This window comes from Aeromonas sp. FDAARGOS 1411, from assembly GCF_019047125.1.
Taxonomy (GTDB): Bacteria; Pseudomonadota; Gammaproteobacteria; order Enterobacterales; family Aeromonadaceae; genus Aeromonas; species Aeromonas veronii.
Map to the genome: position 1 here is coordinate 3,682,925 of NZ_CP077214.1, position 13,763 is coordinate 3,696,687.

At 61.3% G+C, this 13,763-nt stretch carries 12 protein-coding genes and 1 pseudogene; 4 read left to right on the forward strand and 9 right to left on the reverse strand.

The annotated features are described in order from the left end of the window. Positions 1-35: 35 nt before the first annotated feature. The 3 genes and pseudogenes from I6L41_RS16640 to I6L41_RS16650 form a co-directional block, all read right to left on the reverse strand. Positions 36-740: a YafY family protein gene (locus I6L41_RS16640; RefSeq protein ID WP_216960141.1), complete on the reverse strand. Its 705-nt coding sequence runs from the start codon at positions 738-740 to the stop codon at positions 36-38. A gap of 65 nt (positions 741-805) precedes the next feature. Continuing rightward, a complete protein-coding gene (locus tag I6L41_RS16645; RefSeq protein ID WP_216960144.1) occupies positions 806-1,765 on the reverse strand; it encodes a helix-turn-helix domain-containing protein in 960 nt (319 codons plus the stop codon). Positions 1,766-1,859: 94 nt separating this feature from the next. Then, positions 1,860-2,627: pseudogene (locus tag I6L41_RS16650) on the reverse strand (MBL fold metallo-hydrolase); the annotation flags it as partial. A gap of 280 nt (positions 2,628-2,907) precedes the next feature. Here I6L41_RS16650 and I6L41_RS16655 point away from each other — a divergent pair. Then, a complete protein-coding gene (locus I6L41_RS16655; protein ID WP_005339298.1) occupies positions 2,908-3,321 on the forward strand; it encodes an Hsp20 family protein in 414 nt (137 codons plus the stop codon). Positions 3,322-3,413: 92 nt separating this feature from the next. After that, positions 3,414-3,854, forward strand: coding sequence for an Hsp20 family protein (locus tag I6L41_RS16660; protein ID WP_005339297.1), 441 nt, complete (start codon positions 3,414-3,416; stop codon positions 3,852-3,854). A gap of 72 nt (positions 3,855-3,926) precedes the next feature. Here the strand turns inward: I6L41_RS16660 and I6L41_RS16665 are convergent, their stop codons facing one another. Then, on the reverse strand, positions 3,927-5,177 hold the full coding sequence (locus tag I6L41_RS16665) for a valine--pyruvate transaminase (RefSeq protein ID WP_216960146.1): 1,251 nt from the start codon (positions 5,175-5,177) through the stop codon (positions 3,927-3,929). 293 nt (positions 5,178-5,470) lie between these two features. Between I6L41_RS16665 and I6L41_RS16670 the strand changes: the two genes are divergently transcribed. Beyond that, positions 5,471-5,704, forward strand: a complete 234-nt coding sequence (locus I6L41_RS16670) for a hypothetical protein (protein WP_021230450.1) — start codon at positions 5,471-5,473, stop codon at positions 5,702-5,704. Here I6L41_RS16670 and I6L41_RS16675 read toward each other — a convergent pair. Further along, positions 5,634-6,458 carry a helix-turn-helix domain-containing protein gene (locus I6L41_RS16675; protein WP_216960149.1) on the reverse strand — a complete coding sequence of 275 codons (825 nt, stop codon included), beginning with the start codon at positions 6,456-6,458 and terminating at the stop codon, positions 5,634-5,636. The genes I6L41_RS16670 and I6L41_RS16675 overlap by 71 nt on opposite strands. A gap of 92 nt (positions 6,459-6,550) precedes the next feature. On the opposite strand from I6L41_RS16675, the gene I6L41_RS16680 reads away from it, so the two are divergent. Further along, on the forward strand, positions 6,551-7,678 hold the full coding sequence (locus tag I6L41_RS16680; RefSeq protein WP_216960152.1) for a multidrug effflux MFS transporter: 1,128 nt from the start codon (positions 6,551-6,553) through the stop codon (positions 7,676-7,678). 4 nt (positions 7,679-7,682) lie between these two features. Here the strand turns inward: I6L41_RS16680 and I6L41_RS16685 are convergent, their stop codons facing one another. The 4 genes from I6L41_RS16685 to kdpB all read right to left on the reverse strand — a co-directional run bounded on the left by I6L41_RS16685 (position 7,683) and on the right by kdpB (position 13,730). Beyond that, on the reverse strand, positions 7,683-8,366 hold the full coding sequence (locus I6L41_RS16685; protein ID WP_120415979.1) for a response regulator: 684 nt from the start codon (positions 8,364-8,366) through the stop codon (positions 7,683-7,685). Between the two features lie 58 nt (positions 8,367-8,424). Then, complete coding sequence (locus tag I6L41_RS16690; protein ID WP_216960155.1) at positions 8,425-11,013, reverse strand: sensor histidine kinase KdpD; 2,589 nt, start codon at positions 11,011-11,013, stop codon at positions 8,425-8,427. A 69-nt stretch (positions 11,014-11,082) separates the two neighbouring features. Next, positions 11,083-11,610 carry a potassium-transporting ATPase subunit C gene (locus I6L41_RS16695; RefSeq protein WP_216960158.1) on the reverse strand — a complete coding sequence of 176 codons (528 nt, stop codon included), beginning with the start codon at positions 11,608-11,610 and terminating at the stop codon, positions 11,083-11,085. A 62-nt stretch (positions 11,611-11,672) separates the two neighbouring features. Then, on the reverse strand, positions 11,673-13,730 hold the full coding sequence (gene kdpB, locus I6L41_RS16700) for a potassium-transporting ATPase subunit KdpB (protein WP_110304379.1): 2,058 nt from the start codon (positions 13,728-13,730) through the stop codon (positions 11,673-11,675). Positions 13,731-13,763: the final 33 nt, after the last annotated feature.

Sequence of the window (13,763 nt, forward strand, 5' to 3'; positions counted from 1 at the left end):
TGGCGCCGACCCCGTCAGCATGGTGCTACCTGCTGTCAGTTTCTGTCAGCAATGAATCTGGGTTGCGGGATCTGCTGGGTAGTGCGCCACTCCTTCAGCAGGCTCTCTCTGCTTTTGGGATAGCGGCAATCTTGCGGCTGCATCCGTGTGATGCGATCGACCCGAAAGTGGCGAAAGCCCTGACGCAGTTCGCACCAGGCTACCAGTACCCGCACCTGTTCGAAGTAGCCGAGGGCAAAGGGCCAGACGGTACGCTCAGAGGCCTTATCTTTGAGGTCACGATAACTCAGGGTCACCTTGCGTTGCTGGCGGATGGCGCAGCGCAGCGGGGCTTCATCGGTGAGGCGGTCGCTGCGGGAGGTGCCGATCAGCAGGGCATTGCTCTGGAGCTGCTGGCGATAGTCGGCTGGCAGTACGGCTTCTATCTTGGCCAGCGCACTGCTGGCCGATGCTCTCAAGGCTCCGTCACCGTGGGCGACGACCCAACGTGACCCCAGCACTAGCGCATCCAGCTCCTCTTCACTGAACATCAATGGCGGCAGCATGAAGCCGGGACGCAGCACATAGCCGATCCCCGGTTCACCCTCGATATGGGCACCTTGCGCCTGCAGGGTGGCGATATCCCGATAGAGGGTGCGCAGGCTGATGCCAAGCTGGTTGGCCAGCTCCGCGCCAGTTATGGCGTAACGGTGGCCGCGCAGCAGCTGGAGCAGGGCCAGCAGGCGTTCGGAACGGGACATGGGATGACTCCTCGGGATTTCTGGTTAGCCTGCCATAGCGGAGTGAGCGGGTATAGAGGATGTCATCAGACATTATTTCCGCGAAAAGATCGTCGCCACTCGCTGGGGGAGATGGCAAAGCGGGATCGGAAGTGATTGCGCAGGGAGGTGGCACTCTTGAAGCCGACAAGCTCGGCAATGCGATCGATGGAATGGCCGCTTATCTCCAGCAGCTCCTGACTGCGCCTGAGCCGTTCCGCCAGCAGCCATTCACCCACCGAGATGCCGGTTGCCTGATGAAAACGGCGGGTAAAGGTGCGTCGACTCATCAGGGTGTGATCTGCAAGAGAGTCCAGGGTGTGAGGCTCTGCCAGATGGGCACGCAGGTGGTCGAGCAACTGGTTCATCCTGACATCGCGGGTGGAGGCGGGCACCGGCTGCTCGATAAACTGGGCCTGCCCCCCTTCCCGGTGAGGCGGGATCACCAGCCGCCGTGCCACCTTGTTGGCGATGGCCGAGCCGTGGTACTGGCGTACCAGATAGAGCCAGCAGTCCAGCCCAGCGGCAGTGCCTGCCGAGGTGACCAGCCCATCGTCATTCACATAGAGGGCGTTGGTATCGAGCTGCACGCAGGGAAAGCGGCGGCAGAAATCCTGCTCATACTCCCAGTGGGTCGATGCCTTGCGACTATTGAGCAGCCCGGCGTAGGCGAGCACATAGGTGCCAAGACAGAGCCCGACCAGTCGGGCGCCTCTGGCTCTGGCGGCAATCAGGGCATCGAGCAGCGCTGCGGGTGGCCGTGCAGCCGGGTCGTGCCAGAAGGGGATGACGATGATCTCCGCCTCGGTCAGCACCTCCAGCCCATGGGTAGCCTGAATGGTGAAGCCTTGCGCCGAGTGTGAATGAGGGTTGCCATCGCCGCAGCAGATCTTGAGCTCGAACAGCGGGTGGCCCGGTAGGATGTCGCCGAAGATGAGACAGGGGACGGCGCAGTGAAAAGGGCTGAAGTGATCGAAGGTCACCACGGCAACGATCGGGGTGGTCATGGTGTTGGCTCCTCTCTGTGCGCAGACCACTCATCATAAGCGTCTGACAGTGAAAGCCGAAGGGCCATGTCTGGCATGGCCCCCCTGCAGGCCACAGTGATATCGCCTCACCATCTTGCGGCACCCGTACCCGATCCGTCATGCTCCGTTCCGCCAGATAGTCGCGCAGCTCCTGGCGTGACAGCACTGCGTGGTTGACCGCCTCCATATGGCTGGCGATCAGCGTGGCTTGCGGTGCGGCCTGATAAACGGCGGCGACATCCTCCTTGCCCATGATGATGGAACCGAGCCCGGGCACCTGTGCATCGCCACAGTTGAGGATAATGACCTCGGGTTGATGCTGTTGCAGGGCTTGCTCGACCCGGGGATGCCAGATGGTATCACCGGCCAGATAGAGGCACTGCTCATCAGGGTGGGAGAAGACCACGCCGCACACTTCTCCCATGCGCTCGCCCAGTACCGCCATCAACTGGTCGCTGCCGTGCTGGCCACCGGTCTGCTGCAGGCGAATGCCAGCAAACTCGGGCTGGTCGCTCAGCAGGCGCACATCCTCAAAGCCGCTGGCACGAATGGCATCGGCATCTTTCTGGTGTTGTACCAAGAGTGGCAGATGCTTGGGGATTAGCGCTCTGGCGGCGTCATCCCAGTGGTCGGGATGGTCGTGGGTGACGATAACGGCATCCACATCGACCAGCTCATCGATCGGCAGCGGCAGCTCGACCAGCGGATTGCGCAGCTGGCTGTTGGCGGTGCCCTCAAAGCCGGGGAAGGCTCCCTTGGCCGAGAGCATGGGGTCGATCAGAAAGCGGGTGCCGGCATAGTCGAGCAGCAAGGTGGCGTTGCGAACCTGGGTAATCTTCATGGGATGGCTCCATGTTGGCTGGTGGATATGCAACCAATTATGGGAGACGGAGCGAGTTGCCATCAGTGGCCCACGGGTCGATTATCATCACTATCGGGCCAACAGGTTGATGTTCTACAGGTCGGCGCGGCCATTTAAAAAATTTGAAAAAATCCCCTTGAAAGGAAAAAGTGAGCCCCTATATAGGTAACAAGGCCGGAACGCTCGACAGAGGTTTCGACCAGGCGCCCGTCCATAAGGAGGGCAAACAATCCGTTATCGCTCATAAGAGGGTAATACTATGCGTTCTATCGACTTTTCTCCGCTCTATCGTTCTGCCATCGGTTTCGATCGTCTGGCCAATCTTATCGAATCTGCGGCCAGCAATGGCAATGCCGGTTATCCCCCCTACAACATCGAGCAACTGGGTGACAACGACTACCGCATCAGCATGGCGGTGGCGGGCTTTACCCAGGAAGAGCTGGAGCTGAGCTTTCAGGAAAATCTGCTGACGGTGAAGGGCAACAAGCAGGCCGACACCGGGCGCAACTATCTCTATCAGGGGATTGCCGAACGTGGTTTCGAGCGTCGCTTCCAGTTGGCCGACTATGTGCGGGTGAAAGGGGCCGACCTGAAAAACGGCTTGCTGCACATCGAGCTGGTGCGTGAAGTGCCCGAGGCGATGAAGCCGCGCAAGATTGAGATCAACGGCTGATAGCCTGAATTCACTGAAATTTTAAAATTTCCCGGGTGCCGATGACGGGCCTGTGGAGAGTTGAACCTGTTGCTTTTTAGAAGGATAGGATTATGCGTAACCTCGATTTTTCTCATCTCTATTCCAACGCCGTCGGCTTCGAGCGGATGGCCCGTGAGCTGGAAGGTCTGTTCGAGCAGAAGACCGCCGCTTACCCCCCGTACAACATTGAAAAGCGCGATCAGGATGGCTATCGCATCACGGTCGCCGTGGCTGGCTTCGAGCGCGAAGAGCTGGAGCTGGAGACCGAAAACGGCACCCTCAAGGTGAAGGGTCGCAAAGGGGCTGCGGCCGGTGAGCGTCAGTTCCTCCATCAGGGGATTGCCGAGCGTGACTTCGAGCTCGCCTTCAAGCTGAGCCAGCACGTGGAAGTGCAGGGTGCCAAGCTGGAGCATGGTCTGCTGACCATCGATTTGGCGCGCGAACTGCCGGAGGCGCTCAAGCCCCGAGCCATCCCGATCGGCAAGCCCGAGCAGCTGGCGCTGCCCGGCTAAGCAAACCGGATCGCGACAAACAACAAAGGCCTGCATCTGCAGGCCTTTCTGTTTTTGGCTGGCCGGACTGACTTAGCCGGCGTAGATGGCATTGATTTCGTCGGCCAGAATGGCGATGCCGCGGCGAACCAGCTCCTCGCTCTGGGAGTAGTTGAGGCGGATGCACTCCTGGCTGTGGCGCCACTCGGGGTCATCAATACCGGGGAAGAAGTAGTGACCCGGCACGATCAGCAGGTTCTTCGCCTTCAGTCGCTCATATAGTTCCTGACAGTGGATCGGCAAGCCTTCAAACCAGAGCCAGAGGAAGAGAGCCCCTTCCGGCTTGTGGATATGGAAGCGCGGGTCGGGGATCGCTTCGCGCAGCAGCTGTACCGCCAGCTCCGCCTTCTGCTGATAAAAGGGCTTAACCACCTGTTCGCTGAGGGCGATGATCTCGCCGCTCTCTATCATCGGAATGGTGATGGCGGGGCCCAGACTGCCCGGCGCCAGATTGATGATGCCACTCAGGTTGGTGATGGCCTGGATGATCTTCTCGTCGGCGATGACGATGCCACAGCGGGTGCCCGGCAAGCCCAGCTTGGAGAGGCTCATGCAGAGGATGGTGTTGGCATTCCAGAACGGCTTGGCTTCGCTGAAGATGATGCCCGGGAAGGGGACGCCGTAGGCGTTGTCGATCAGCAGCGGAATCCCCTTGTCGCGGGCGATCTGATCGAGGTGTTCGATCTCTTCGTCGGTCAGCACGTTGCCGGTTGGGTTGGTGGGGCGGGAAACGCAGATCACCCCGATATCGTCACCCACCTGCAGGCTCTCGAAATCCACGTGGTACTTGAACTGGCCATCGGGCAGCTTCTCGATGGTGGGTTTGTAAGCCACGAAGTAGTCGTCGGCCAGCGCCGAGTCGGCATAGCCGATGTACTCGGGGGCGAGCGGGAACAGCACCTTCTTCTTGCGGCCATCAGCAAATTCACCGGCCAGCAGGTTGAACAGGTAGAAGAAGGCATTCTGGCTGCCGTTGGTCAGGGCGATATTGCGGGCCGAGATATCCCAGTCCAGCTCCTTGCTGAGCAGTCCGGCTAGCGCCCTGGTGAACCTGTCTTTGCCCTGTGGGCCGTCGTAGTTGGCCATCGCTTTGACCAGCTCGCCGTTGTCGAGCAGGCTCTTGGCCTCGGCCTGAAAGCGTTCCAGCATGGCGGGTATGGGGGCTGGATTGCCGCCACCCAGCATGATGGCGTCCGGATTGGTCAGCCCCTGATTGAGGTCATCCATGAGTTGGGTAATGCCAGCGTGGCGAGTGAACTTCTCGCCGAACAAGGAAAATTCCATTCAGTGACAGATCCAGATTTGAGTTACGGGGATGTAGCACCATAGCTCAGTTTAAAAGCGGGTGTCGATCAAAAAGATGGGACGTTCCACGTGGAACATGGTGCAAAAATCAAGCGTGGTTAAAAGCACCAACTGTTGGTTTAAAAATGACCGAGCGGGATGCATTTTGCGACTCAATTTGGTATCGATATATAGTTAATTTAAACAAAATCATCATGTTATGAATTGCGTGAGGATTGGCACAACTATTGGAATAGCTATCTGGTCATCTCAACCATACCGGAGAAAACCAGATGAAAAGCCTGATCGCTACCCTGATTGTGAGTGTCCTGAGCCTGAACGTGATGGCCAACGAAAACCCGCGGCCCGAGCTGGAGAGTGCCCAGCTGGAGCAGGATGTGCAGAGCGAGTTGCAACAGGCATCTCATGCCGTGGTGCAGGATGCGCTGCACAATCTCAAGCCGCTGGCGCTGGATACCCTGGTGGTGGAGGCGAGCCAGGCTGTGGCGACTCACCCTGAGAGCTGAGGTAGCGCAGGGGGGTCTGTCCCGTATGTTGTTTGAAGAAGCTGATGAAGGCGCTGTCGCTGGCGAACTCCAGCGCAGCGGCAATCCGGCTGATGGGCTCGCTTTCTGCCAGCAGCTCCATGGCGCGCAACAGCCGCCACTGCTGACGCCACGCCTGATAGCTCATGCCGGTCTCCCGCATGAAGATGCGGCCAATGGTCTTGTCACTGGCACCCACCCGCTCGGCCAGCCGGTTGAGCCGATCGGGCAGGGCATCCCCCCGTTTCAACTGCTGTAGCCAGCCGCCCATTCTGGGATCGGTCGGCAGCGGCAACTGCCACGACTCCCGCGGCGCCTGCCCCAACTCCTCCATAAACAGAGCCACCGTCCGTCGTTGCTGCTCTTGAGGTTTGTCCCACGGCCAGAGCGCCATCCGTTCGATCAGTTCGTGCAGCAGCGGATTGACCGCCAACACCTCCACCGTGCCGGGCAACTCGGGGTGCGGCTGGAAGTAGAGGGAGCGGTAGGCCACCACACCACGCATCAGTACCCGGTGGGCTGTGCCCGCCGGCAGCCAGGCAGCGCGGGTGGGCGGCAGCAGGCAGACCCGACCTTCCAGCTCCATGGTCATGCAGCCGGATTGGGCGAACAGCAGCTGATGGCGTTGATGTTGATGCAGACCCGAGTCGTGCCAGCCGAGCGCGGAGGCAATGCCGATTACGCTGCCCGTCAGCTGGTCGGGGTCAAAAGGGTGATCGGGAAGAATAAAGGCCATATGTCCGATTTTTGATGTTTATAGTCCTGCTTATTGTAATCAGACAAATAGCATCTCTCTAGAATGGCGACCTCTTGTGAAGGAGGTTTGTCATGAACAACAAGTTGCCACCGCTCTGGCTGGTGGTGGGATTGATGATGTTCCCCCAAATTGTGGAGACCATCTACAGCCCGGTCCTGACCCACATCGCCAGCCAGTTTCGGGTGAGCGAGGGGCAGGCATCCCAGACCCTGTCGGTCTATTTTCTGGCGTTTGCGGTGGGTGTGGTCTGCTGGGGACGGCTTTGCGATCTGATTGGGCGGCGTCCCGCCATGCTGGCGGGTCTATTCACCTATGGCGTCGGCACCCTGCTGGCACTGCTGGCTAATCAGTTTGAAACCCTGCTGCTGGCCCGGGTTATCGCGGCCTTTGGCGCCGCCGTGGGATCTGTGGTGACCCAGACCATGCTGCGCGACAGCTATCAGGGCCGCGATCTGGCGCGGGTCTTCTCGGTGATGGGCATAGCGCTCTCACTGAGTCCGGTGCTGGGGTTGCTCAGTGGCGGTCAGCTGGCGAGCGGGTTCGGCTATCTCGGAGTGTTCAGCGGTCTGCTGGTACTGGCGGTAGGTTTGCTGCTGGTTGCATGTTGGCAACTGCCGGAAACCCGCCCGGTTACTACCCAGCGAGTCGCGCTCTGGCCGCTGGCGTGTCGGATGATCAAGGATGGCGGACTCTGGCGCAGTGCCATGCTGGTCGCCCTGTTCAACACTATGCTGTTTGGCTACTACAGTCTGGCCCCCTTCCTGTTTGCCGGATTGGGATTGAGCACCGGCGAGTTTGGCTATTCGGGGATCTTGCTGGCGCTGGCGACTCTGCTCGGCAGCCTGCTCAACAAGCATCTGCTGGGGAGGGGGTGGCTGCCGTCCTCTCTGGTCAGATTGGCTTGCGCTCTGGCGCTGGTCGCCGGGCTGCTGGTCTGGGCGAGTCAGTCCAGCCTCTGGTTCCTGTTGCCCATGATGGGTGTGGTGGTGGCCTTCGGGCTGGCTATCCCCAATGTGCTGAGTCAGGCGCTGCTGGCCTATCGCGAGGTAGCGGGCAGCGCTGGCGCCCTGTTCGGGCTTGGCTACTACCTGCTGCTCAGTCTGGGGTTGGCGGTGGCGGCCGGATTGCAGGATCTCGGCCTGTTGCTGAGTGGCTGTGGTCTGTTGGCGCTGATTTGCTGCGGGCGTCGTTCCACGTGAAACGTCAGTTGCCGATAAAGCGGTAGCCGATACCGGATTCGGTCTCGATAAGCGTCGGTTGCTGGGGGTTATCCCCCAGCTTTTTGCGCAGGCTGGCGATGACGATGCGAAGGTAGTGGGTGTCCTCCTTGTGGCTCGGCCCCCAGATGTCATTGAGCAGCTGGGTCTGCATCACCAGCTTGCCGGGGTGGCACACCAGCGCCTGCAACAGGGCGAACTCCTTGCGGGAGAGGGGGATCTCCTCCTCCTTCATGGTCACCTTGTGGCTGCTGACATCAAGCGTCAGGCCGCATTGGGGGAAGTGGCGCCGTTCGCCGCTGCTGACGCCAGCACGTTGGCGCAACAGCACGCGGATGCGGGCCATCATCTCGCCGATGCCGAACGGCTTGCTCATGTAGTCGTTGGCGCCGGCATCCAGCAGCCGCACCTTCTCCTGCTCAGAATCGCGGGCCGACAACACCAGTACAGGATTGGGGTGATGCTCGCGAATGGCCTGCAATACCTGAATGCCATCGCCATCCGGTAGACCGAGATCGAGGATCACCAGATCGGGGTTGAGGTGGCGATATTGCTCCAACCCCTCGGTGACGCTGACCGCTTCGCTTACCTGATGCCCTTCGGCAATCAGGCTGATCCGCAGAAAGCGACGGATCGCCGCTTCATCATCTATGACCAGAATGTGCGCCATCGAACCTCCAGAGGCGAATGGTGGGAGGGGCTGAGTGACTCGAGCAGGCTTTCAGCCATCAGACCTCCGGTGAATTGAGCGCGAGCGGCAGGGAGATACGCATGCAGGTGCCGTTGCCATTGGGGCCGGAGAAGGCCCAAATCTTGCCGCCGTGGGCCTCTATCATAGCGCGGGAAATGGCGAGGCCAAGTCCGGTGCCACGGCTACCGCAATCGCCCACCGGCTGGGTGTAGAAGAGGTTGAAGATCTTCTCCCGATCCGATTCGGCGATACCGACCCCGATATCGATGATGTCGATGATGAGGTCGGGTTCGGCCACCATCACCTTGAACTCGATGGGGGTGCCTGCCGGCGAGTAGCGGGAGGCGTTGTCGAGGATATTGACCAGCACCTGCTCGATCAGGGCGCCATGGACATAGAGCTGGGGCACATGCTGATCGATGTGTACCAGCAGCTTGTGCTGGCGCCAGGAGGAGTCGAGCCGCTTTCGGGCGCTCTCCACCAGATCGGTCAGGTCGACCCAGTCCCGTTTCAGCTGGAAGTCGGGGGAGCCGATGCGGGTCATATCCAGCAGATTCTGCACATAGCTGTGCAGGCGGCGCGCCTCCTCCTGCACCGAGTGGAGCAGTTCGTCACGGTCTTCGGCGGGGATCCGGTCACCATATTCCAGCAGGGTGCTGCCGGCACCCATGATGGTGGCCAGCGGCGTTTTCAAATCGTGGGAGACCGAGGAGAGCAGGGCTGCGCGCATCCGGTCGGTCTCCGCCTGTAGCTGGCTGTCGGCCAGCCGCTCATTGAGGTCGATCCGCGCCAGCGCGGCGCGAATATCGGTGAGCAGCGCCTGCAGCTGATGCTCGGCAGAGGAGGAGAGCGGATTGGCCAGCGTTATACCGATCACCAGGTCATCGCTGAGGTGGTGATACTGGGCCTCGGCGGCATTGAGGGTCGCAGTGTGGGCCCCGGCGCTCTGCTTCTGGGCCAGACACCAGTCGATGGCCGCCTTGTCGGTCTGGCCGGGCCTGTGCTTCTCGTTGCCGAGCCGATCGTTGAACTCCTTGTCGATCACCACGGTCGGCTGGCCTAGCGCCAGTGCAATGGCCTGGGCACCTTGTCTGAGCACCTCCTCCGGGCTGCTGGCGGTCGCCAGCCCCTGACTGAGGGAGAGTAATGCATTGCCCAGCTGCTGGGTCTCGCGCAGGCCGATCAGCTGTTGCCGCTGGCGGGAGGCGAGCCGCCCCGCCGTCATGCCGACGATAAGCAGCACAAACAGGGTGAGCAGGTCGCTGTGGTTGGCGACGCTCAGGGAGAAGTAGGGTGCGGTGAAGAGCAGATTGTGGGCGATAAAGCCCAGCACCGCCGCCAGCGTGGCGGGCACCAGACTGGTTGTAAGGGCAGTCGCCAGCACCCCCAGCACGAAGATGAGTGGCAACGCTGCGGGGGGGAGCCAGTAGGAGAGCCCCCATGCAATGGCCGAGGTGATACCCATGATGGCCACCGCCAGCAGGCTGTGGTGAATATCCTTCGGGGTCGGGACGCGCATCCCCACTTCGGGCTTCTGCTTCTCGGTATCGACCAGGGTGATTTCGAGCCCCTGCGCCTGTTTGAGCAGGTGTTGCACCAGCGAGCGGCGCCACGGCGCCTTGTGAGGTTTGCCGAGCAGCAGCTGGGAGACCTGCTGCTGTTCGGCGGTCTCCAGCAGGGTGTTGGCGACCGCCGGGCTGGATAGCGTCAGCACCTTGGCACCGAGGTGGGAGGCGAGCGCCAGCGCCTGCTCCACATCGGCCGAGCTGTGGCCATTGCTGTCCACGTGAACCACCAGCCAGGGCAGCTGGCGACGCTGGGCAAAGCGGTGGCCATAGCGCACCAGCGCAGCCCCGTGCTGGTTGCCGAGGCAGACCATCAGCTTGCCCCGCAGCGGCAATGTGGTCTTGCCCGCCGCCTGCCATTGCAGTTGCAGATCGCCCTCCACATGGCTGGCTGCGGTCTGCATCGCCAGCTCCCGCAATGCGGTGAGGTTGTTGAGGGAGAAGAAGGATTGCAGGGCTGCTTTGGCCTGATGAGGGACATAAACCTTCCCCTCGCGCAGGCGGCCGAGCAGCTCCTTGGGGGGGAGGTCGATAAGGATAATGCTGTCTGCATCGAGCAGAACCTGATCGGGCAGGGTCTCTTTTACCCTGACCCCGGTGAGCTGCCACACCAGATCGTTGAGGCTCTCCAGATGCTGGACGTTGAGGGTGGTGTAGACGTCGATACCTGCGTTGAGCAGCTCCTCCACATCCTGCCAGCGCTTCTCGTGGCGGCTGCCGGGGGCGTTGCTGTGGGCCAGTTCGTCCACCACGGCGATGGCTGGCTTGCGCGCCAGCAGGCCGTCGAGGTCCATCTCCTCCAGCCGCTGCTGACGGTGCATGTGGATCTTGCGCGGCTGGATGGCGAGTTTGTCGAGCAGGGCCAGTGTCTCCTGCCGGCCGTGGGTCTCCACCACGCCGATCAGGATGTCGACCCCCTCCTTGGCCTGTTCCCGCACCGCCTGCAACATGGCGTAGGTCTTGCCCACGCCGGGGGCGGCCCCGAGAAAGACTTTCAGCTTGCCCTTGTGCTCTTGCTCCAGACTTGCCAGCAGGGCGTCAGCCCTTACCTCATCACGCATGCTTATCCCTATCGAGCCAACTGCCCGCGTCGAAAATGGAGGTCAACGCCAGATCGGCAAGGAGCGCCCTCAGGCGCCCTTTTGATGATCCAGTTGCAGGTTCAGCTGGAGAATGTTGACCACCTGCGGGCCAAGGATACCAGCTTGTGTGGCCGACTTGACCTGCTCCGTCAGTTGGGCGGGATCCAGTCCACGTTCTCTGGCTACACGATCCACCTGCGCCAGCACCGCATCGAGTGGTAGATGGGGATCGAGGCCAGAGGCGGAGCGGGTCAGCATGGCAGGAGAGCTGGTTTCAGGCTGTGCCTTGGCGGCCTGTTCGGCGAACTCCGCCCGCAGCGGTGAGCTCATCCCCAGATTGCTGGCACTACCGCCAATGGTGTTGAAATCACTGGCTGAAGGGCGGGGGTGGAAGTAGTCAGCACGCTCGAATTTCTGTGCCAGCAGGGCGCTACCGATGAGTTGCTTCTTGCTGTCGGTCAGCTGGCTGCCGTTGGCCTGCCAGGGGAAGATCAGCTGGGCCAGTCCAGTGACGGCCAGCGGATAACCCACGCCCAGCAGCAGGGTCAGGGTCAACAGGGTTCTGATTGCTATCATGATTCTCTTGCTCCAAATGGATGGCTGGGGATGCGGATCTGCCCCGCATCCCGGTTATGTCGTTACACCAGACCCAGGCCGGTAATGACCAGATCGATCAGCTTGATGCCGATAAACGGCACCAGCAGGCCGCCGACACCGTAGATCAGCAGGTTGCGGCGCAGCAGGCTGGCGGCCGATCCCTTCAGGTCGACACCGCGCAGGGCCAGCGGTACCAGCGCTACGATGATCAGGGCGTTGAAGATGATGGCCGATAGGATGGCGCTCTGCGGGCTGCCCAGCTGCATCAGGTTCAGTACCCCCAGTTGCGGGTAGGCGGCGATGAACAGGGCTGGCAGGATGGCGAAATACTTGGCCACATCGTTGGCGATGGAGAAGGTGGTCAGGGCGCCACGGGTCACCAGCAGCTGTTTGCCGACCAGCACCACATCCAGAAGCTTGGTGGGGTTGGAGTCGAGATCAACCAGATTGCCCGCCTCCTTGGCGGCCTGGGTACCCTCGTTCATGGCCAGCCCCACGTCAGCCTGCGCCAGTGCGGGCGCATCGTTGGCACCGTCGCCGCACATGGCAACCAGACGGCCATCGGCCTGCTCCTGCCGGATATAGGCGAGCTTCTTCTCCGGCGTTGCTTCGGCGATGAAGTCATCCACCCCGGCTTCGGCGGCGATGGCGGCGGCGGTTTTCGGGTTGTCACCGGTGATCATCACGGTACGGATCCCCATATGGCGCAGGATCTGGAAGCGAGCCTTGATACCGGGCTTGATGATGTCCTTGAGGTAGACCACCCCCAGCAGTTTCTCCTGAGTGCAGACCAGCAGCGGAGTCCCACCCTGACGGGCGATGCTGTCGACTGACTTGAGCACCAGCTCAGGCACCGCCTTGCGGTCGAGGCTGAGGTAGTTCAACACGGCATCTACCGCACCCTTGCGATATTGATGACCGTTGCGATCCAGTCCGCTCAGCCGGGTTTCAGCGCTGAAGGGGATCACCTTGTCGCTCTCCAGCTGACTCGGCTTGGCCATGCTCTTGCTGGCCAGAGTCAGGATGGATTTGCCCTCCGGGGTGTTGTCACCCAGCGAGGCCAGCATGGCCGCTTGTGCCAGCAGGGCAGGGTCGACACCCGGTGCCGGGATCAACTCGTCGGCCATCCGGTTACCGAAGGTGATGGTGCCGGTCTTGTCCAGCAGCAGGGTGCGCACGTCACCGGCCGCTTCGACGGCACGGCCAGACTTGGCTATGACGTTCAGTTTCACCAATCGATCCATACCGGCAATACCGATGGCGGAGAGCAGGCCACCAATGGTGGTCGGGATCAGGGTGATAAAGAGGGCAATCAGGTAGAGGCGCGGGACCTGGGTGCCGTTGTAGTCGAGGAACCAGGGCAGGGTGGCGACCACCAACAGGAAGATCAGGGTCAGGCCCACCAGCAGGGCGTCGAGCGCCATCTCGTTGGGGGTCTTCTGGCGCTTGGCCCCTTCCACCAGTGCGATCATCCGATCCAGCGTGCTTTCGCCCGGATTGTTGCTGACGCGCACCCAGATCTCGTCTGAAACGACGGTGGTATTGCCGGTTACACCGCTGCGATCGGTACCCGACTCGCGAATGACGGGGGCGGATTCGCCTGTGATGGCGGCCTCGTTGACCGAGGCGATGCCGGCGATCACCTCGCCGTCGGCCGGGATCATCTCGCCGCTGCGTACCAGCACCAGATCCCCCTTCATCAGGCTGGTGGCGGGTACCCACTCGCCCTGACCATCTTTGGCATTCGCCACACGACGGGCCTTGAGCTGGCTCATGCCCGCTTTCAGGCTGTCGGCGCGAGCCTTGCCGCGCCCCTCGGCCAGGGTTTCCGCGAAGTTGGCAAACCAGAGAGTAAGCCAGAGCCAGGCGGTCAGCTGCCAGGCCAGCGAGGGGGCGACGCCGGAGAAAGGCTGCCCCAGCAGGGACTCCACGGTCGCCATGACTGCGGCCAGCCAGAGGGTAAACAGGATAGGGCTGCCAAACAGCGCCTTGGGATTGAAGCGATAGAGGGCCTCAACCATTGCCTGGATGATTTGTGATTTCTGTTTTTTGCCCTTCACCAACATGGTGTCGGTGCTCATTGCAGTGGACTTGCTCATTGGAAAGCTCCCAGCATCAGATAGTTGGCCATT

What these genes read in the sequence shown, in the direction of transcription:
- I6L41_RS16660 (WP_005339297.1), top strand. Translation starts at nt 3,414, where the DNA reads ATGCGTAACCTCGATTTTTCTCATCTCTATTCCAACGCCGTCGGCTTC.
- I6L41_RS16640 (WP_216960141.1), bottom strand. Translation starts at nt 740, where the DNA reads ATGTCCCGTTCCGAACGCCTGCTGGCCCTGCTCCAGCTGCTGCGCGGC.
- I6L41_RS16680 (WP_216960152.1), top strand. Translation starts at nt 6,551, where the DNA reads ATGAACAACAAGTTGCCACCGCTCTGGCTGGTGGTGGGATTGATGATG.
- I6L41_RS16690 (WP_216960155.1), bottom strand. Translation starts at nt 11,013, where the DNA reads ATGCGTGATGAGGTAAGGGCTGACGCCCTGCTGGCAAGTCTGGAGCAA.
- I6L41_RS16655 (WP_005339298.1), top strand. Translation starts at nt 2,908, where the DNA reads ATGCGTTCTATCGACTTTTCTCCGCTCTATCGTTCTGCCATCGGTTTC.
- I6L41_RS16645 (WP_216960144.1), bottom strand. Translation starts at nt 1,765, where the DNA reads ATGACCACCCCGATCGTTGCCGTGGTGACCTTCGATCACTTCAGCCCT.
- I6L41_RS16675 (WP_216960149.1), bottom strand. Translation starts at nt 6,458, where the DNA reads ATGGCCTTTATTCTTCCCGATCACCCTTTTGACCCCGACCAGCTGACG.
- I6L41_RS16695 (WP_216960158.1), bottom strand. Translation starts at nt 11,610, where the DNA reads ATGATAGCAATCAGAACCCTGTTGACCCTGACCCTGCTGCTGGGCGTG.
- kdpB (WP_110304379.1), bottom strand. Translation starts at nt 13,730, where the DNA reads ATGAGCAAGTCCACTGCAATGAGCACCGACACCATGTTGGTGAAGGGC.
- I6L41_RS16665 (WP_216960146.1), bottom strand. Translation starts at nt 5,177, where the DNA reads ATGGAATTTTCCTTGTTCGGCGAGAAGTTCACTCGCCACGCTGGCATT.
- I6L41_RS16670 (WP_021230450.1), top strand. Translation starts at nt 5,471, where the DNA reads ATGAAAAGCCTGATCGCTACCCTGATTGTGAGTGTCCTGAGCCTGAAC.
- I6L41_RS16685 (WP_120415979.1), bottom strand. Translation starts at nt 8,366, where the DNA reads ATGGCGCACATTCTGGTCATAGATGATGAAGCGGCGATCCGTCGCTTT.